The organism is Vibrio sp. 2096, from assembly GCF_033339595.1.
In the GTDB taxonomy this organism is placed as follows: Bacteria; Pseudomonadota; Gammaproteobacteria; order Enterobacterales; family Vibrionaceae; genus Vibrio; species Vibrio alginolyticus.
This window is the reverse complement of the sequence record NZ_JAWOUX010000003.1, coordinates 98622-117983: the sequence shown is the minus strand read 5'-3', so window position 1 is coordinate 117983 and position 19362 is coordinate 98622. Positions and strand designations below refer to the sequence as shown.

Annotated in this window: 14 protein-coding genes; 7 read left to right on the top strand and 7 right to left on the bottom strand. The window is 45.1% G+C overall.

Going from position 1 to position 19362, the window contains the following annotated elements; all coding sequences use genetic code 11:
* Nucleotides 1–11 precede the first annotated feature (11 nt).
* A complete protein-coding gene (locus R7Q41_RS06930; protein ID WP_104976219.1) occupies nucleotides 12–506 on the top strand; it encodes a hypothetical protein in 495 nt (164 codons plus the stop codon).
* A gap of 129 nt (nucleotides 507–635) precedes the next feature.
* Entirely contained in the window at nucleotides 636–1466 is an 831-nt protein-coding gene (locus R7Q41_RS06925; protein WP_005373484.1) for a sulfurtransferase, read from the top strand.
* A gap of 165 nt (nucleotides 1467–1631) precedes the next feature.
* Here the strand turns inward: R7Q41_RS06925 and R7Q41_RS06920 are convergent, their stop codons facing one another.
* Nucleotides 1632–2633, bottom strand: a complete 1002-nt coding sequence (locus tag R7Q41_RS06920; protein WP_238970507.1) for a sugar-binding transcriptional regulator — start codon at nucleotides 2631–2633, stop codon at nucleotides 1632–1634.
* 465 nt (nucleotides 2634–3098) lie between these two features.
* On the opposite strand from R7Q41_RS06920, the gene tal reads away from it, so the two are divergent.
* A complete protein-coding gene (tal, locus tag R7Q41_RS06915; protein ID WP_005373488.1) occupies nucleotides 3099–4049 on the top strand; it encodes a transaldolase in 951 nt (316 codons plus the stop codon).
* A gap of 125 nt (nucleotides 4050–4174) precedes the next feature.
* On the top strand, nucleotides 4175–6166 hold the full coding sequence (gene tkt / locus R7Q41_RS06910) for a transketolase (RefSeq protein ID WP_005373489.1): 1992 nt from the start codon (nucleotides 4175–4177) through the stop codon (nucleotides 6164–6166).
* 141 nt (nucleotides 6167–6307) lie between these two features.
* On the opposite strand, the gene R7Q41_RS06905 is transcribed toward tkt, so the two are convergent.
* From R7Q41_RS06905 to aroG, 3 genes are all read right to left on the bottom strand, one after another.
* Nucleotides 6308–7870, bottom strand: coding sequence for a methyl-accepting chemotaxis protein (locus R7Q41_RS06905; RefSeq protein WP_017819900.1), 1563 nt, complete (start codon nucleotides 7868–7870; stop codon nucleotides 6308–6310).
* Nucleotides 7871–8079: 209 nt separating this feature from the next.
* Nucleotides 8080–9252 carry an MFS transporter gene (locus R7Q41_RS06900; RefSeq protein ID WP_021035943.1) on the bottom strand — a complete coding sequence of 391 codons (1173 nt, stop codon included), beginning with the start codon at nucleotides 9250–9252 and terminating at the stop codon, nucleotides 8080–8082.
* Nucleotides 9253–9411: 159 nt separating this feature from the next.
* Nucleotides 9412–10464, bottom strand: coding sequence for a 3-deoxy-7-phosphoheptulonate synthase AroG (gene aroG / locus R7Q41_RS06895; protein WP_017635200.1), 1053 nt, complete (start codon nucleotides 10462–10464; stop codon nucleotides 9412–9414).
* Nucleotides 10465–10923: 459 nt separating this feature from the next.
* Here aroG and R7Q41_RS06890 point away from each other — a divergent pair, with 459 nt between their 5' ends.
* A complete protein-coding gene (locus tag R7Q41_RS06890; protein WP_017635198.1) occupies nucleotides 10924–11916 on the top strand; it encodes an OmpA family protein in 993 nt (330 codons plus the stop codon).
* 88 nt (nucleotides 11917–12004) lie between these two features.
* On the opposite strand, the gene R7Q41_RS06885 is transcribed toward R7Q41_RS06890, so the two are convergent.
* Nucleotides 12005–12607 (bottom strand): beta-phosphoglucomutase family hydrolase, encoded by a 603-nt coding sequence (locus tag R7Q41_RS06885; RefSeq protein WP_054574702.1) that lies wholly within the window; start codon nucleotides 12605–12607, stop codon nucleotides 12005–12007.
* Between the two features lie 76 nt (nucleotides 12608–12683).
* Between R7Q41_RS06885 and arfB the strand changes: the two genes are divergently transcribed.
* Nucleotides 12684–13097 carry an alternative ribosome rescue aminoacyl-tRNA hydrolase ArfB gene (gene arfB / locus R7Q41_RS06880; RefSeq protein ID WP_017635196.1) on the top strand — a complete coding sequence of 138 codons (414 nt, stop codon included), beginning with the start codon at nucleotides 12684–12686 and terminating at the stop codon, nucleotides 13095–13097.
* A 100-nt stretch (nucleotides 13098–13197) separates the two neighbouring features.
* Nucleotides 13198–14967, top strand: a complete 1770-nt coding sequence (locus tag R7Q41_RS06875; protein WP_318144429.1) for a methyl-accepting chemotaxis protein — start codon at nucleotides 13198–13200, stop codon at nucleotides 14965–14967.
* An 89-nt stretch (nucleotides 14968–15056) separates the two neighbouring features.
* On the opposite strand, the gene vmeZ is transcribed toward R7Q41_RS06875, so the two are convergent.
* Both vmeZ and vmeY read right to left on the bottom strand, forming a co-directional pair.
* Complete coding sequence (gene vmeZ / locus R7Q41_RS06870) at nucleotides 15057–18209, bottom strand: multidrug efflux RND transporter permease subunit VmeZ (protein ID WP_086047498.1); 3153 nt, start codon at nucleotides 18207–18209, stop codon at nucleotides 15057–15059.
* Nucleotides 18210–18217: 8 nt separating this feature from the next.
* On the bottom strand, nucleotides 18218–19345 hold the full coding sequence (vmeY, locus tag R7Q41_RS06865) for a multidrug efflux RND transporter periplasmic adaptor subunit VmeY (RefSeq protein WP_017635193.1): 1128 nt from the start codon (nucleotides 19343–19345) through the stop codon (nucleotides 18218–18220).
* Nucleotides 19346–19362 lie beyond the last annotated feature (17 nt).

Sequence of the window (19362 nt, the reverse complement as noted above, 5' to 3'; positions counted from 1 at the left end):
GAGATAACATTATGAAAGCACTTATCACAATCATCATGGGATTAGCACTATCAGCTTGTGGCGGTGGCGGCGGTGGTGGTAACAGTACACCACCTCCACCAGCTCAAACGACCGTTGTAGAGGAAGACACTACCCAACAGGAAGAAACAACCGTAGAAGAGACTACCGTAACTGTAGAAGATGCAACCATGCAGGACCTAGTAGTACCGGATGGCTTTAGCTACAACCCAGTGACGGAAGGTACGCTCAATGTAGACATCAGTGGTTTCTCTTCTCAACGAGCGCACCTAAGCGTGTACAAAGAGTTCGTCGAGAACAGTTCAGGTAACTACGATGCAAAATACCCAAGCAAAGTCGCATCGGTTCCACTCAACAATGGTACAGCAAATGTCGACTTTAATGTTTCTGATAGCCAAGGTAGCCTACTTGTTGAAATTTGGTTCTATGACGGCAGTGACCCAATTCAGAAAGTCATTACTTCAGGAGACAACACTTGGACCATGTAACTGGGTAAATCGAAAGCTGTCTTTCAGAACAAATCTTCAATCTTTAACTTAAAAATCGCATCGTTCTTTTGAACATGCGATTTTTTTGTTGTAAAACAGTAAGATTATCCACCTAGCAAACTAAAGACAATGCAAGCACTGATTAGTACTGATGAACTCAATAGCCTTCTCGGCCAACCTAACGTCAAGCTCCTCGACGCTAGTATTGCGTTTCAAATCCCTTCTGAAGGCAAAAAGATTCAAGATAAGTGGATTCCAAATACTTTACGCTTCGATTACGACAATGACTTTTGCTTACCCGGTTCTTCCCTGCCGCATATGATGCCAACAGAAGAAGGCTTCAACCAAAGTGCGCAACAACTCGGTTTGAACAACGAAGATTTGATTGTGGTTTATGACAACTCAGGCACTTTAGCGGCACCAAGAGCTTGGTGGATGTTCAAAGCCATGGGGCATGACAATGTCCGAGTCTTAAATGGCGGTCTTCCAGCTTGGATTGAAGCAGGACTCCCTGCCGAAAGTGCCCTATCGCAACCAAGCGAAGAAGGCAACTTTGCGGGCAAGCTCAACCAAAATGCCTTTTTGAGTGCACAAGATGTTCTTGCTCATTCAACCAATAAAAGTGCCAATATCATCGATGCTAGAGCCAAAGCTCGCTTCCTTGGTGAAGTGCCTGAGCCACGAGAAGGTCTACGTAGTGGGCACATTCCAAATTCGGTTTGCTTACCGTTTCAAGAACTCTTGGCCAACGGTCACATTAAACCAAATTCAGAGTTGCAACAGATATTTAGCGCACTAACGATAGATAGTGACAATTCGATTATTTTTAGTTGCGGTTCCGGTGTAACCGCATGCATTTTATTACTCGCGGCGTATCAAATTGGTCTAGACAATCTGTCGGTGTACGACGGTTCTTGGACCGAATGGGGTGCAGACCACTCTCTACCTATCGAGTGTTAAGACAAGTGTCTGTTTAACAAAGTATCTTACGTTTATCTAAAGATGATGTGTTCCAATAAACTAAACGCAGCTTCTAAACCAAACTTGTCATTTCGAAATAGAAACTGGCTATGAGTGATTTGTCACCCCTCATAGCCTGACTACATCAAAAGCCGACTATTTCCGTCAGCGTTCAGATGTCGCGTTGCCGTGCATTTGCTCATCTAAGTTGAGCACGGTTAATGCGTTGCTAACGCTCGTGGCGATCACGTCTATCGCTCCAGTTCTTAATGCTCCGAGTAGAGCGAGTGGCTTGCTGTTCTCAGCTGCGATCGCAATGACTTCCGAGATCGGCCGAAACTCTTCAATACCAAGTCCAATTACTCGGTCACTCATTACCGTGTTCGCTACATTACCGTGAATATCAAAGAAGTCATAACCTGCAAAATCCCCTACCACACCTTGTTGAAGTCTCGACTGAACCACTTCATCAGGCGTAAACCAACCTAAGTCGACCATGTAACTGTTTTCGCTCATGTCACCAATACCAACCAAAGCGACATCGGCTTTACGTGCTAGGTCGAGCGTTTGTTTCACGGTTGCATTTTGCATAAAGGCCAACTTCTGTTCTCTGTTTTCTGCGTAAGCCGGCGCATAAAGGGTTTCAGAGGTCCCCCCATATTTCTTCGCCAACTGACGACAAATATGGTCGGCGTTATACATACCGCCACGCGGATGAATACCACCAATGCCACACACAAATTTACAGTCACGCGGCGTAATAACACCAATATGGTGAGCGACAGACGACACGTTGCGCCCTTGTCCGACCGTCACCACCATGCCGTTTTTGAGCGTGCTAGTGAGATAATTGGACACCAATCCCGATACCTGTAGTCGTTGCGCTTCTTCATTCGGTTGATCAAGAGCAACAAGCGCGCGCTTAACGCCGAATCGCTCGATCAAACGTTGTTCAATCTTGGCGCTGAACACCGGATGGTATTTAACGGTAATTTCAACAATGCCTTCATCACGCGCCTGCTTGAGCATTCGCCCGACCTTTGCGCGTGATATGGCAAATTTTCTCGATATCTCTTCCTGAGTCGCACCGTCTTGATAATACGCGACGGAAATCTCTGTCAACAAATCCTTGTTTTCAATGGAAATATCTTGATTAGAACTGCTCATGGTTTCTCTCGCCCTTAAGAGGATCGATATTGTATGCAATAAGTGAACATATGCTCATTGACTTAGCATATGTTCTTTATCAATTTAAACGCTACATTTGCTCATCGCAATAACATTTTCTCACTACAATTTTTTACCCTCTTGGATAACGCTCAAGCTTTGAACAATAAGGGCAAACGTTTATTTGGGTTAACCACTAAACACACAGTAAAAAAACGTTGATGAAGTTCACTATAAGTCCATTTCAGCGATTGACTTTCAGCATAGATAGGATAAATATGGACACATCATTTACTCAGCTATCGATCAAATGTTCATAGCATTTGTTCGGTAACGAAATTTTCCGTAGTTGGCTGAGCAGATGTCTCATTAAATGCGATGAGACGGTTAGCTAACTCGCTTGCAAATGCACAAGCCGTGATAACAAAAATCACGCTTAAGCCCATTTAAATAGGATGATCGATTATGAGCAACAAGTTAGAGCAACTTCGTAAACTAACGACTGTAGTAGCAGACACTGGCGAAATTGATGCAATTAAAAAGTATCAGCCAGAAGACGCAACAACTAACCCTTCTCTTATCCTTAAAGCCGCTCAAATCGCAGAGTACGCACCTCTAATCGATGCTTCAATCGAATACGCTAAAGCACAGAGCAATGACAAAGCTCAACAAGTTCAAGACACTTGTGACATGCTTGCAGTAAACATCGGTAAAGAAATCCTAAAAACTATCCCAGGTCGTATCTCTACAGAAGTAGACGCTCGTCTATCTTACGATATGGAAGGCAGTGTAGCGAAAGCTCGTCAACTAGTGAAAATGTACAACGATGCTGGCATCACTAACGACCGTATCCTTATCAAACTGGCTTCAACTTGGGAAGGCATTCGCGCAGCTGAGATCCTAGAAAAAGAAGGCATCAACTGTAACCTAACGCTTCTATTCTCGTTCGCTCAAGCACGTGCTTGTGCAGAAGCGGGTGTATTCCTAATCTCGCCATTCGTTGGTCGTATCATGGACTGGTACAAAGCGAAAGAAGGCCGTGACTTCGAAGCTCAAGAAGATCCAGGCGTACTATCTGTAACTAAGATCTACAACTACTACAAAGAATACGGCTACAAAACTGTAGTTATGGGCGCAAGCTTCCGTAATATCGGTGAGATCTTAGAGCTAGCTGGTTGTGACCGTCTAACTATCGCTCCTGCTCTACTTGCAGAACTAGAAGCAGCTGAAGGTGAAGTAGTTGAGAAACTAGTTGATTCTAAAGGCGCAGCTGAGCGTCCAGCACCAATGACTCACGCTGAATTCCTATGGGAACATAACCAAGACCCAATGGCTGTTGAGAAGCTGGCTGAGGGTATCCGCAACTTCGCCGTTGACCAAGGCAAACTAGAAGCGATGATCGAAGCTAAGCTTTAATTGCTTACCAAAAGCGAGTAGCCCGTCTACTCGCTTTTACCATCAGCACTATTTTCAAAAAATTCTATTTGAACTTGTTTCGGCGAGTTCCCTCTATTTAAATCAAATATCGAGAAGTAATCACTATGGATCGTAAACATCTAGCAAATGCAATCCGTGCGCTAAGCATGGATGGTGTTCAACAAGCTAACTCTGGTCACCCAGGTGCACCTATGGGTATGGCTGACATCGCTGAAGTTCTTTGGCGCTCTCATCTAAACCACAACCCATCAAACCCTGAGTGGGCAGACCGCGACCGTTTCGTACTGTCTAACGGCCACGGCTCAATGCTGATTTACTCTTTACTGCACCTTGCAGGTTACGAGTTGTCTATCGACGATCTGAAAAACTTCCGTCAGCTTCACTCTAAAACTCCTGGTCACCCAGAGTACGGTTACGCGCCAGGAATCGAGACCACAACGGGTCCGCTAGGTCAAGGCATCACTAACGCGGTTGGTATGGCTCTAGCTGAAAAAGCGCTAGCAGCACAGTTCAACAAAGAAGGCCACGACATCGTTGACCACTTCACTTACGTGTTCATGGGCGACGGCTGTCTGATGGAAGGTATTTCGCACGAGGCATGTTCTCTTGCAGGTACTCTTGGTCTAGGCAAGCTGATCGCATTCTGGGATGACAACGGCATCTCTATCGACGGTCACGTTGAAGGTTGGTTCTCTGACGATACACCTAAACGTTTCGAAGCTTACGGCTGGCACGTAATTCCAGCAGTAGACGGTCACGATGCTGACGCAATCAACGCAGCAATTGAAGCAGCGAAAGCGGATCCACGTCCTACACTTATCTGTACTAAGACTATCATCGGTTTTGGTTCACCAAACAAATCTGGTTCACACGATTGTCACGGTGCGCCATTAGGTGCAGAAGAAATCGCAGCAACACGCAAAGAACTAGGTTGGGAGCACGGTCCTTTTGAAATTCCGCAAGAAGTCTACGCAGAATGGTCAGCGAAAGAAACAGGCGCAGCTAAGGAAGCAGCGTGGAACGAGAAATTTGCAGCTTATGAAGCAGCGTACCCTGAGCTGGCAGCTGAATTTAAACGCCGCGTAAACGGTGAGCTTCCTGCACAGTGGGAAGAGAAAGCAAGCCAAATCATTGCTGATCTTCAAGCTAACCCAGCAAACATTGCATCACGTAAAGCGTCTCAAAATGCTCTAGAAGCATTTGGTGCTCTACTACCAGAGTTCATGGGTGGCTCTGCTGACCTAGCACCTTCTAACCTAACAATGTGGTCTGGTTCTAAGTCTCTAGAAGCAAGCGACTTCTCTGGTAACTACATCCACTACGGCGTGCGTGAATTCGGTATGACAGCGATCATGAACGGTATCGCGCTACACGGTGGTTTCGTTCCTTACGGCGCAACATTCCTAATGTTCATGGAGTACGCACGTAACGCAATGCGTATGGCTGCGCTGATGAAAATTCAGAACATCCAAGTGTACACGCATGACTCTATCGGTCTTGGCGAAGATGGTCCAACTCACCAACCAGTTGAGCAAATGGCATCGCTACGCCTAACACCAAACATGAGCACATGGCGTCCATGTGACCAAGTTGAGTCCGCTGTAGCTTGGAAACTAGCGATTGAACGTAAAGATGCACCGACAGCACTTATCTTCTCTCGTCAAAACCTTGCGCAACAAGAGCGCACAGCAGAACAAGTAGCAGACATCGCGAAAGGTGCTTACATTCTGAAAGATTGCGAAGGCAAGCCAGAGCTAATCCTTATCGCAACAGGTTCTGAAGTTGAACTAGCAGTAGAAGCAGCAGCACAGCTAACTACTGAAGGTAAGAAAGTACGCGTTGTTTCAATGCCATCAACAGATGCATTTGACAAACAAGACGCCGCTTACCGTGAATCTGTACTGCCATCAGACGTAACAGCACGTATCGCAATTGAAGCAGGTATTGCTGACTTCTGGTACAAGTACGTAGGTTTCGACGGTCGCATCATTGGTATGACTTCATTCGGTGAATCTGCACCAGCCGGCGAACTATTCAAAATGTTTGGTTTCACGACTGAAAACGTAGTGAACACAGCAAAAGAGCTACTCGCGTAATTGCAGTAAAAAGATAGTCAGTTTTCTCTATTGCGAATGTGAAAACTGAAAAGCCCCACCAGCAATGGCGGGGCTTTCTTTTATCTGGCTCCTATTCGCATAAACGCAGCCAGGACATAAACATCACAACTTTCGTTACGACTATTTGTCTTCAAATCGAAGTGCGAGCTGATAGAAATCTTGTACTTGGTCTTTCAACTGTCGGCTATTTTGCTCAACTGAATGTGTTGCTGCCAAGTTTTGTTCTGCGGTCGAAGCAATAGAATGAATGTGCTGGTTTACATCACTAGATAGCTTTAACTGGTTATTCGCCGCTTCTGCTACATCAACCATCAGCCCACTCATGGTTTGCATCATCTGTTCAACTTCAGACAAACGCAACGCGCTTTGTTCTGCTACTTGAGAACAGGCATCGGTTTGCTCTTTGTTTGCCAGAATATCTTTCTGCCAACTTTGAATCGTTGCCAACATAGTGGAGATAGAGGCTTGGATTTGTTCAGTTGCATTGGATGTTCGCCCAGAAAGCGCGCGGACCTCATCAGCTACAACAGCAAAACCACGACCTTGCTCCCCTGCTCTTGCCGCTTCAATCGCCGCGTTGAGTGCCAGTAAATTGGTTTGCTCTGCGATCCCACCAATCTCTTCCATCAAATGGTTCACCTTCTGCGCCTGATCACTCAGTTGATACGTCGTTTCCGTCGCTTTTTCAGCTTGAAGGCTTAACTTCGCTAGATTGGTGTGCGTTTGATCAATGGTCTCCTTCGCCATCAAGCATGACTTCAATGTATCATCAATCAACATATGGGCATCATTGGTACTCGAAGAAACCGAATTTGCCGACGACTCCACCTCTTGGGTAGCATCTCGCACACGATGAATATCGGTATTTTGCTGATTTAATGCAGCCGAGACTTCTGCCGTTGTTTGACTGAGCTCTTCGGCGCAATGCTGCAAAGGCAATGCGGAGTCAGTCATTCTTCCTAACACGGTTCGAATTCTTGCGGATAGCATTTTGATATGGAAATCGGCAATCGAAAATGCCGTGTTACCGGAATAGATCAAGCGACTTACGCTGTCATATTGCTTTTGTAACTTTTTAAGTTGCTGAGGTGTATCAATTAACTCTTGGCGGAATAACAGAGCTAGAACACTTGCAGGTAACGCACTTGCAAGCCAAGCCAACGGCCCTTCAACAGACAACGCATATGCGGTTGCAGGTGCGGTTAGTGCACCAAGTAGAATCGCATAGCGAATGGTTTCATTGATTTTCAACGACCAAGTTCGGCCAGACTTCTCTGCAGCACGCATGCTTTTGTAGGCTTTTGTCGCAATATCAACCCACTCTCGCTTTGGTTTCACGCGCACTGATTGATACCCAACAACATGGTTGTCTTCGTAGATAGGGGTGACATAAGCATCAACCCAATAGTAACCGCCAGACTTAGTGGCATTCTTAACCATTCCACGCCAGGCTTTACCTTGTTTAAGGCGTGCCCACATGTCACCGAAAGCGGCTTTAGGCATATCATTATGACGAACTATATTGTGGTTCTGACCGACAAGTTCTTCGTGAGTGTATTCAGCAACGCGGCAAAAGGCTTCATTACAATATGTAATAACACCTTGTAAGTTCGTTGTTGAGACGAGTTCCTCAGACTCCCTCACGAGAGTTTCTTGAGCTTTATGAGAAATATTGGCTGACATAGACGAAACTTCTTTAGTTTTTATTGATTTTCGGCAAGATATATACAGGATTTTTATTTTTATTACAAAAAGTTAGATAAAAAGTCTTATCAAATCGACATTTTTATTGTGGGAATTCACATTATCGATAAAAAGATAAAGAAGAGATTGTTGATTTGAGCTAATAAACAAACCCGACACGATCGGCCGGGTTATATATTAAGCCTTAATTAAGCGGTTTGTGATTCTGGCTTTTTATTCGTTTTTAACGCAAACATCGCGATAACGAGTAACACAAATGGAAGAACATACAAATTAAGATTCTGCCAACCTACGGTAGACTCAAGCCAACCAGATAGTAATGCGGTGATGGTGACACAACTGAACACGAAGAATTCATTAAACGCTTGAGCCTTGCTTCTGTTTTTCGCTTCATAGCTTTGACTAAACAGCCCGGTTGCTGCGATAAACATAAAGTTCCACCCTATTCCTAACAGGATTAAAGCAAGGCTAAAATGCCAGATAGACACTCCATGTATGTTAATTCCAATACAAGCAACAAATAGCAATCCACCCGCTAAAATCATATTCTTAGCGCCAAACCGCTCTATCAGACGGCCCGTGACAAACGCAGGTGCAAACATACCCAACACGTGCCATTCGATCACTCCCGCCGCTTTATCAAAATCAAAGCCACAACCAATCATCGCTAAAGGAGTTGCTGTCATTAAAATGTTCATCACCGCGTACGCAACCATTGCCGCGATAACTGCCAGCATGAAATTAGGTCGACGAATAATCAGTCTCAGCTTATCCGCCTTAGCGTGTAGCGCCTGCGTGTGTGCAGGTGGAAAACGAATGGTTTGTAGCACAACCAACGCGGTTATATAAAGCACGACAAGCACAGCAAATGCACTAATGTATAAGCCATCATCTGACCACTGCTGCGAGTACACGGCCAGATTAGGCCCAAGGATCGCCGCTAACACCCCACCCGCCATAGATATCGAAATCGCCCTATGCCTTGCCGACTCTTCACACACTTCAATGGCAGCAAACCTGTATAGAGTACCGAAACCTATACCAACACCAAGCAAAAACGTAGACATGCAGAACAGATAGAAGTTTTGTTGACTTAATGCATACGTCGCTAGACTAGCACCCAAAATGCCAATGACATTACCAAGGCTAAAACCAAGGCGACGCCCTAACTTGCCCATAATTAGCGACGCAGGAATTGTCGCGGCCATCAGTCCCAAAAACTGCAGTGCAACTGGTAATGTGATAAAACTTGATGACGGCGCAAGTGTTTTGCCAATAAGGGCAATAACAGATATGAGTAAAATATTCCCTGTCATTAATAAGGCTTGGCAGAGGGATAGAAGCCATACATTACGATTCAATTCCAAATTCCTTTTGGTTACAACGTATACAGATAACATATAGGAAAGCAGAAACAATAGAAAGATATGAGAGTAATTCTCAACAAAAAGAGCCAGAGGCATAGTACCTCTGGCTCTTCACTATTCACTTTTCGCTTTTAAAAAGTTTTTCTGTTGAGCTTACTTGTTGCGGCGCGCTTTTACTGCATCAGAAAGCTGACGAAGTACCGTTTCCGTATCTTCCCAACCAATACATGCATCAGTAATCGACTGACCATAAGTGGCTGCTTTGCCATCCACTAAGTCTTGGCGACCTTCAACTAAATGAGACTCGATCATCACACCAAAAATGGCTTCTTCGCCAGCAGAGATTTGTTCGGATACATCATCAGACACCAGCATTTGACGCTTGAACTGCTTCGAGCTGTTAGCATGGCTAAAATCAATCATCACTTTTTTCGGCAGACCTGCGGTGTCCAGCTCATCTTTAATTTGAGCTACATGTGCTGCACTGTAGTTTGGTTCTTTACCGCCACGTAGAATAATATGGCAGTCTGGATTACCAGCGGTTTCTACGATCGCGGAATGACCGTATTTTGTTACTGAAAGGAAGTGATGGGAAGCGCTTGCAGAACGAATCGCGTCGCTCGCTATTTTAATATTCCCGTCGGTACCGTTTTTGAAACCTACAGGACAAGAAAGACCAGAAGCTAGCTCGCGGTGAACCTGAGATTCTGTCGTACGAGCACCGATAGCGCCCCAACTGATCAAATCCGCCACGTACTGAGGTGTGATCATATCTAAGAATTCACTTGCCGTTGGCAAGCCCATATCGGTTAGATCAAGAAGAAGTTTACGTCCGATACGTAGACCATCATTTAGCTTATAGGTGTCATTTAAGTAAGGGTCATTGATAAGGCCTTTCCAACCAACGGTCGTACGCGGCTTTTCAAAATAAACTCGCATAACAACCTCAAGCTGCTCGCCCAGTTCATCACGTAATACTTTTAGCTTTTTACCGTACTCAACCGCGGCAGCCGGATCGTGAATAGAACACGGGCCAACGATCACGAGTAATCGATCGTCTTTTCCTTCAAGAATATTGTGAATGGCGTTACGGCAATCAAAAGTGGTCGAAGAAGCGGTTTCAGTCGCTGGGAACTTCTCTAATACTGCAACAGGTGGCAATAACTCTTTTACTCTATTTATTCTTACATCATCAGTTTGAAACATTACTTCTACTTCCTGGTTTTATTTCCGACCTCATTTTTACCAACTGAACTCATTGCAACATTGTTCACAAAGCGAGCAGCATCAAGGGCTGTGGTCATTTTCTGTCTAGCGTTTAAGTAACTTATCGGCTTAGGCGTAGACTTGCAATCAGTTTTTGCAAATAAATGCAAATAAAAACCACCTGTTAACCACCGCGCACAATGTAAAGTAAAGTTTACGAAAAAAAGTTCAAAATAATCATCAATTTTCTTATGCACCAAAAAATCTTTACTACAATGTAAGAAATATCAGAAGTTTGTGAGGTATTTTTGGGTAGTAAATGTTGATCAAGTTCAAATATATTGTTGCTTGATATGAAATGATTAGAATATTAAACTAATTTCTTATAAACGCTGGTTTTTTCTAATTTTTTGATAAAACGAAGTAGAAGTTAATATGCAATCAATACAAGGAAACATTATGAACAAAGTAGCAATTGCAGTAGCAGCAGTGGTAGCTGGTAGTAGCGCGCTTTTAAACTCTGCTCAAGCTGAAATGTACATCGGGGGCAAAGTGGGCATGACTACACTTGACGACGCTTGCTATCTAAATAGCCCTTGTGATGATGAAGCGTTCGGTGCAGGACTACATATCGGTTATGACTTTACCGATATCATTGGGCTAGAGTACGGCGTAGACTTCTTAGGCGACTACAAAGCTAACTCGATGTCAGGGGCTAACACGGTTAATACGATTGACGGCAATCTAACGGCTTTAACACTTGCACCTAAATTCAACTGGCACTTAAACGACTCTTGGAATCTGTTTGCTAAGATCGGTGGTGCTTACATGATGTCTGATGACGAAACAGACTTTGTCCCAACAGGTTCTTTGGGGGCTGAATACTCGATCGATAGAAACTGGAGTGTTCGCGCTGAATACCAACGCTACCAAGACATGTCTGACGACGTGTGGGACGACATGGATGCTAACTTCTTTGGTATCGGTGTTAACTACAAATTCGCAGCAGCTCCAGTTGTTGCAGCAGTTGTAACGGAAGAAGTGATCGAGCCAGATCCAGAACCAGTGATGATGAGCAAGGTGCACAAAGAAGAGTACGGTACAGGTACGTTTGAATTCGATAGTGCTAAGTTAACAGATTCCGTTTCTGAACGTCTGGACAACTTTGTTTCATTCTTGAACGAATATCCTCAAGCTCAAGTAGAGATTACTGGTTACACGGATAGCTCAGGCCCTGCGGCATACAACCAAAAACTGTCTGAGCGTCGTGCTCAATCTGTTGCTGATTACCTAACCGCAGCTGGCATTGGTTCAGATCGTTTGACAGTTAAAGGTATGGGTGAAGAAAACCCAGTTGCTGACAACAGCACTCGCGAAGGTCGTGAGAAAAACCGTCGCGTAGAAGTTGTGGTACCTTCATTTGAATACCAAGAGCTAGTTCAGCCTGAATAAGCATCTATGATTCATGATCGATGATGTGGTAAAAATTAATGGGGTGCATTTGCACCCCGTTTTGATCTCATATTAAGGGATATTGCCACTATGGTTTTGGGAAAAAGATCAACTCATTATCTTGCACCATAACGCAATCCATACCAGCTGCATGCGCCGCTCGCTTCCCCAGCTCAGTATCCTCGAACACAAGACACTGTGACGCCTCCAAGTCGAGTTGTTTCGCGGCCATCAAAAAGGTATCTGGAAAGGGTTTATGGTTCTCTACATCACTTGCGGTTACTACAACATCCAACTTGTCTAATAAACCTGCATGACTTAATAAGCGCATGGCACTTTCTCGTTGGCTGCCAGTACCGACTGCAATTTTCTTATGGCCTAAATATTCCTCTAACACGATGTTCGTGCAAGGAATAACGTCACCATGAAGCTCCATAGCAGCGAATGTTTCCATTTTAAATGTCGCGACAGTTTTAGGATCTAATAAAAGCTCATGCACACGATTTAGTTCCTCAACAATTTTAAAGCTCGGCATCCCTCCCAAACTGTGAAACCATTCCTGGCAAAACGGAAAATCAAAACGCTCAGCAGTTGCTTGCCAAGCTGCCAAGTGGGCTGGCATGGTATCGATTAGAGTACCATCCATATCAAATATGAATCCCTCATAGGGTCTAAAATCAATCGTGCTCATGTCTTTTCTTCTATTTGTGCATCTGTAATGTTAATTTATCAGCTCTTTCAATCGTCCTTACCGGCATTTACTTATCATGCTCAAAATTTCGAACTCCGTCACAATTCAAGAGTGGGAAATTCAATTATCCCCAATTAGAGCTCAAGGAAATGGTGGCCAGAACGTTAACAAGGTAGCGTCCGCTATACACCTGCGCTTTGATATCCGGCATTCCAGCTTACCTGACTTTTACAAAGAGCGATTACTTGCACTTTCTGATAGTCGTATAAGTAAAGATGGCGTGATCATCATCAAAGCGCAACAATTTCGTACACAAGAACAAAATAAGGAAGACGCCCTAAATCGGCTTCAAGCATTGATAAAAGCTGCCGCTTTACAGGAGAAGAAGCGTATTAAAACGAAACCAACCCGCGCTTCTCAACGCCGACGACTTGATACAAAAAACAAGCACGGAGCGAAAAAACAGCAACGTAAAAAAGTGCTGTATTAGTGAATGTCGTTTTCTCGACATGTTAGTTGAACAACGTTTGCTAGCCCTTGGAAATCTCATTGGATTTCTCTTTTTAGTTACTTATTCAGGAAACAACAATATGACTATTAGGCAAAAACTCTACTTCCTCGGAGTTATCGCCATTTTAGGCATCGTGGCCCTTTTGGGTACGTCATCCCATTTTGAAAACAAGAGCAATGATCTAAATCACGCGATCAAACTCGTTGGTGATCTAGAAATACGCTTACTCAACTTACGCAGAAATGAAAAAGATTTCCTACTACGTAGTAATGACAAATATCTAAATAAGTTTGACGCCAATGTTGACAAGTTTATAGACACAGAAAAAGAGCTTGCGAACATACTCAAGAGTAATGAATTACCTTCCAGTCAACCATTTAAGCAAGACTTGCTCGCATACCAAAGGGGCTTTCAGAATCTGGTCAGCGCTTACCAACTATACGGGCTTGATTCAAAGAGTGGGCTTCTCGCCGGTTACGAACAAGCACTATTAGAAGCTAAACAACGTTCAGACCACCAGCAGTTATTGGCATTAGTCCGTTTTGACTCTGCGGTAAAAGCAGGACTATTCAATAGTGACTTGCTTGAGGGGCAATATGCTCCGGAGCTTATCAAAACAGGTAAGCAATTGGCGGCCCAAAAGCAAGTTGTTGGGGTTGCTTATGACAAAGGCCTACTCGGTGAAACTCGCGCATTATCCCATGCCGTAGAAGAGCAATTTGAAACCTTTTCCACAGCCCTTAGCTCTGCTGCCGCACAACGTGATGAACAAATGTCGACCATCAAGCAGGTCATTACAGCTCTGATCTTAGTCGTGATTTTCGCATTGATTTGGCAAATTTCACGTTCAATCAATACGCGAGTGAATAGCTTACTTGGCACCATTCGAAGTATCAGCGAAACGAACAACATGGGACTTCGATCTGATTTGAAAGGTCAAGACGAGCTATTTGATATCAGTCATCACCTCAATGACCTATTGGATAAGCTTGAGCATCTAATTAGTAGTACCCAAGAAAAATCGGCGCAACTCACTGCAAGTACCGATAATATGCATCGTGAGTTAGAAGGCGTTATGGAGCAATTCCACACGCAAACTGACCACACAGCATCAATGGCGACGGCAGTTCAGCAAATGGTTGCCACAATAGGTGAAATCTCTGAAAGCACATCAGTTGCGGTAGAAGGCGTACATCAGGCAGCGAATAATGCCGAACAAGGTCGAGGAGTTGTTGAGGCCACGGTAACCAACATCGGTCAACTAACCACGATTTTATCAAACAGCCAGCAGTCGATTGGCTCGCTGAATCAGCATGTAGATAAAATTGGTGGTGCCGTGAACATCATCCAAGAGATTGCAGAGCAAACCAACCTACTAGCTCTCAACGCAGCAATTGAAGCCGCGCGAGCAGGCGAACAAGGCCGCGGGTTTGCAGTTGTTGCCGATGAAGTACGCGCCCTAGCTAGCCGAACTCATCAATCCACTGAGGAAATCACGCGGGTCGTTGCAGATATTCAAACTCAAATGTCTACAGTTGTTGCTGATATTGATCAATGTAACGCTCAAGGGCAACAAACACTTAATGCTTCTGAAAAACTGGATTCTAGCCTGCAACAGATCATTACTGACATGCATTCAATTCAAGGTAATTCGGAGCGCATAGCTTCAGCAATTGAAGAACAAGGTATCGTGATGAACCAAGTTAGCGGTTCAATCACCGAGCTAAACGCCATATCTGAGAATAACATGCAATCCGCTCAGGAATGCTTGCATGAAGTGAACTCTGTCTCTGCTCAAGCTCATGATATGGATGAAGCCGTTGCACAATTCAAAACTGCGCTAAAATAACCCTTTTCAAAATAGAAAGCCCGAGGCAATCATTGCTTCGGGCTTTTTTTCAATTGTCACTTCGTGCTTACTGCGCACTTCGGATGTGATTATTCATCATCAAGAGGAACCAGCTTGGTGTTGCCGCCATGAACTTTCTCACGCTGTCTTTGCACCAGGGCGTAGAAGCCTGGGATCAAGAATGTACCTGCTAGAAGCACACACAATAGACCACCAATCAGCGACACGCCGAGTGAGTTTTGACTCACGTGCCCCGCACCAGCGGCAAAGATAAGCGGGAAGATACCCAGGATAAATGACCAAGATGTCATATTCACAGCGCGGAAACGTAACGTGCCTCCTTTAACCGCTGCACTATCGATATCAGCATTTTTTTCTTCACGCTCTTGCTTGGCGAACTCCACAATCAAAATTGCGTTTTTCGCCGCCAAGGCTATGAGCAAGACAAGACCAATTTGGGCATACAAGTTAAGCGGCGTGCCAGTTAGATTCAACGCAAGGAAGGAACCTAACGTTGCTACTGGGACCACCAAAATAATAGCCAGTGGAATACTCCAACTCTCATACTGAGCCACCATAAACAAGTAAATGAATATCAAAGCCAGCGCAAACGCATAAATGGCTTGGTTGCCCGCAAGCACTTCCTGATAAGCCATACCTGTCCATTCATACGTGTACCCTTGCGGAAGAACTTCAGCAGCAACGCGTTCCATTGCTGCAATCGCATCACCACTAGAGTAACCCGGAGCTGGTTGGCCTTGAATGATAGCACTGCGGTACATGTTGTAACGCCACGCCACATCAGGCTCAAACACTTGCTCGTAGCTCACTAGCGTACTTAACGGGACCATATCACCGTTCGAAGAACGAACATGGAAACGCTCTAGATCTTCCATGCTGCTACGGTGCTGGCTATCAGCTTGCATGGTTACGCGGAAGTTCTTACCAAACATGGTGAAGTCATTCACATAAAGCGAACCTAAGTTGCCTTGCAAGGTTTGGAAAATAGACGACAGCGAAATACCTAATTGCTGCGCTTTCTCACGATCGATATCAACGTAGTAGTGCGGAACATTCGCGCGGAACGTGCTAAACGTGTAGGCAATTTCAGGCGCTTGGTTAGCCGCTTGGATCATTTCTCCCATGACCATCGACAAGTCGGTACGACTTCGCCCTAGCGTGTCTTCAAGCACAAACTCAAAACCAGACGCAGCGCCCATACCTGGAACCGCCGGTGGTCCCATCGCAAAAACAACCGCTTGAGGTAACTCTGTCGCCGCTCGCCCGTTAATACGTGCCGCGATAGCATTAGCAGAGTGCTCTCCTTGCAGCGAGTTACGAGTATCCCAGTCATGCAATTTGATAAATACAGAAGCACCGTTTGATGCTGCTGCGCCTGTCATAAACGAGTAACCGTTCGCAACCGTCACACCATCCACACCAGGCTCTTCACCGATCATTTTCATTAAATCATTGGTGACTTCTTCAGTACGTGATAAAGAGGCTGAATCTGGTAGCTGTACGTTAACCAGCAAAATGCCTTTATCTTCTTGAGGAACAAACGCTGTAGAGGTGGTTTTCGCAAAGAAAGTGACCGCTGCGATAGCAACTATAAAGAACGTCACGAGCAGTAAAGACTTCTTCACCAAGAAACCAGCGATCTGGCCATAACGCGTAGTGATGCGCTCTAAGCCTCTGTTGAAAGCCTGGAACCAGTTAGCGGTATTGCCCCCACCCTGCTTCAATACCAGAGAACAAAGTGCTGGAGACAGTGTCAATGCATTGATGGATGAAATCACAACCGAAATACAGATGGTCAAAGCGAACTGGCGATACATGATACCGGTGATACCTGGCAGCATGGCGACGGGTATGAATACCGCAAGTAGAACCAAGGTCGACGTGATGATTGGTCCCGTTACTTCTTTCATCGCTAGCAACGTCGCTTTACGCGGTGAAATGCTTGGGTCTTTCGCCATGGTAGTATCGACGTTTTCGATAACCAGAATCGCATCGTCCACCACGATACCAATCGCAAGGATCAAGCCAAACAAAGTAACCGTATTAATGGTGAAGCCCGTTGCCTGCATGATGGCAAACGTACCAATCAGAGAAACGGGGATCGCGACAACAGGAATCAACGTTGCACGCGCACTACCCAAGAACAAGTAAGTTACAGCAATTACCAATAGAATCGCTTCAATCAGTGTTTTTACTACCCCTTTGATCGATTCAGATACGAACACGGTTGTATCGTAGCTGGTCTCGTATTCCATTCCCTCTGGGAAGTTTTTGCTCAAGCCTTCAAGGAGCTCCATGACGGCCTGACCACTTTCTAACGCATTCGCATCCGATTGAAGAGACAACGCAACGATTGACGCGTCCTGGCCACGGAACTTACCGTTACCATCGTAGAACTTTTTGCCTAGTTCAACGCGAGCAACATCTTTCAGATAAACCGTAGAGCCATTGGGATTAGCTCGAAGGACTACGTTCTCAAACTCACTCACGCTTTCCAAGCGACCTTTGGTCACAAGGTTAAACTGAACTTCTTGCGGATTGTTGTATGGTGCTGCACCTACACGCCCTGCCGCAACTTGAACGTTCTGTTCAGCCAAAGCGGCGTATACGTCTGACGTGGTTAGCTTAAGGTTGGCCATTTTTTCAGGATCTAACCAAACACGCATTGCGTATTCGCCACCACCAATCACGTTAACTTCACTGATACCTTTCGCACGAGCCAACTGATCTTTTACATTCAAGTTAATGTAGTTAATCAAGAACTGATCATCGTATTTGCCATCAGGTGAATAGAAGTTAAGTACCATCAGCAGGTCAGGTGAACGCTTTTTCACCGTCACACCAACCATGCGAACTTCTTGAGGCAGTTTTGACTCAATCTGTGACACGCGGTTTTGCACGTTAACTTGCGCCATATCTGGATCGGTGCCAACATCGAACGTGACGTTTAGGCTGTAAGAGCCATCGTTCGCGCTCTTTGAAGACATGTATATCATATCCTCAACGCCGTTGACTGAGGTCTCTATGGGGTCCGCAATGGCCTGCTCGACAACTTCCGCACTCGCGCCAGTGTAGTAAGCCGAAACGCTTACTGATGGCGGGCTTATCTGTGGATACTCAGCCACTGGCAAAATCGCCAGTGAGATCGCGCCGGCTAGCGTTAATATGATCGAAATAACCAGCGCGAATTTAGGTCTCTGAATAAAGAAACGACTTAACATAGTGCCCCCTACTGCTTATCTTCAGCAGGTGCTTGAAGGCGCACTTCTACACCATTACGCACACGTTGTAGGCCTTGTGTAATAACCGTATCTTCCTGATCGAGCCCTTCTCGAATGATAATGCCTTGTTCAACCTGAGGGCCAAGCTCGACGTTACGACGCTCTGCCACACTTCCCTCAGCCATCACCATCACAAAGTCACCTTCTAAGTCAGTCTGTACGGCACGTCGTGGGATAACAATAACGTCTTTCGTGTTCTTATCTCTCAAGTTCACTTTGATGTGTTGACCCGGAAGTAACTTCTGCTCTGGGTTTGGCACTAGCGCGCGCATAGCAATCGTACCCGTTTTGGTGTCAATACGATTACCTAAGAAATCAAGCTTACCAAGATGCTCAAAAAACTGTCCATTTTCCAGTTCAAGCTGAACTTCAACGCGGTTTGATTCAGCCGAGCCATCACCTTTTACTTGATCCATACCCATAGCTAAACGCTCACGCTCACTCACACTAAATGAGGTATGAACTGGATCTAAACTCACCAGAGTTGTCAGCACGCCAGATGACGGAGAAACCAGATCACCCGTACTCACTTTGGTATCACTAATACGTCCGCTAAAAGGTGCTCGGATTTGAGTATAGGAAAGGTTAACTTCAGCAAGTTTAAGTTGAGCATTTGCCGCTTCTAGCTCTGCTCTCGCACCAAGAAGTGCAGCTGTTAAAGCATCAAACTCAGATTGAGAGATACTACCGCGAGGCAACAAGTTTTTACCTCGAGTATGATCTAATTCGGCTTTTTTTAGCGCCGCTTTAGCTTGTGCAAGTGCGGCTTTAGCACTCGCGACTTGGGCTTCAAAAGAAGATGGCTCGATAGAGTAAAGGAGCTGCCCTTTTTCTACCATTTGCCCCTCTTCAAAGTGACGAGCTTTTAAGTAGCCAGAAATCTGCGCGGTAATATTGGTATCTTCTACTGCTTCAATGCGACCGATATAAGACTTGCTCGGTTGGTAGTCGATAACCGTGACATCCTGAGTCACTACGAGAGGCGCTTGACCTTTCGTTTGGGCATTATTAGCTTCCCCGCATCCAGCGAGGATTGCTGTAGCCGCCATTAGTGCGACAAGTGGTTTCTTTTGCATGTATTTACCGTCTTTAT

Coding starts and splice junctions, on each gene's coding strand:
- R7Q41_RS06930 (WP_104976219.1), top strand. CDS start 12: ATGAAAGCACTTATCACAATCATCATGGGATTAGCACTATCAGCTTGT.
- R7Q41_RS06925 (WP_005373484.1), top strand. CDS start 636: ATGCAAGCACTGATTAGTACTGATGAACTCAATAGCCTTCTCGGCCAA.
- R7Q41_RS06920 (WP_238970507.1), bottom strand. CDS start 2,633: ATGAGCAGTTCTAATCAAGATATTTCCATTGAAAACAAGGATTTGTTG.
- tal (WP_005373488.1), top strand. CDS start 3,099: ATGAGCAACAAGTTAGAGCAACTTCGTAAACTAACGACTGTAGTAGCA.
- tkt (WP_005373489.1), top strand. CDS start 4,175: ATGGATCGTAAACATCTAGCAAATGCAATCCGTGCGCTAAGCATGGAT.
- R7Q41_RS06905 (WP_017819900.1), bottom strand. CDS start 7,870: ATGTCAGCCAATATTTCTCATAAAGCTCAAGAAACTCTCGTGAGGGAG.
- aroG (WP_017635200.1), bottom strand. CDS start 10,464: ATGTTTCAAACTGATGATGTAAGAATAAATAGAGTAAAAGAGTTATTG.
- R7Q41_RS06890 (WP_017635198.1), top strand. CDS start 10,924: ATGAACAAAGTAGCAATTGCAGTAGCAGCAGTGGTAGCTGGTAGTAGC.
- R7Q41_RS06885 (WP_054574702.1), bottom strand. CDS start 12,607: ATGAGCACGATTGATTTTAGACCCTATGAGGGATTCATATTTGATATG.
- arfB (WP_017635196.1), top strand. CDS start 12,684: ATGCTCAAAATTTCGAACTCCGTCACAATTCAAGAGTGGGAAATTCAA.
- R7Q41_RS06875 (WP_318144429.1), top strand. CDS start 13,198: ATGACTATTAGGCAAAAACTCTACTTCCTCGGAGTTATCGCCATTTTA.
- vmeZ (WP_086047498.1), bottom strand. CDS start 18,209: ATGTTAAGTCGTTTCTTTATTCAGAGACCTAAATTCGCGCTGGTTATT.
- vmeY (WP_017635193.1), bottom strand. CDS start 19,345: ATGCAAAAGAAACCACTTGTCGCACTAATGGCGGCTACAGCAATCCTC.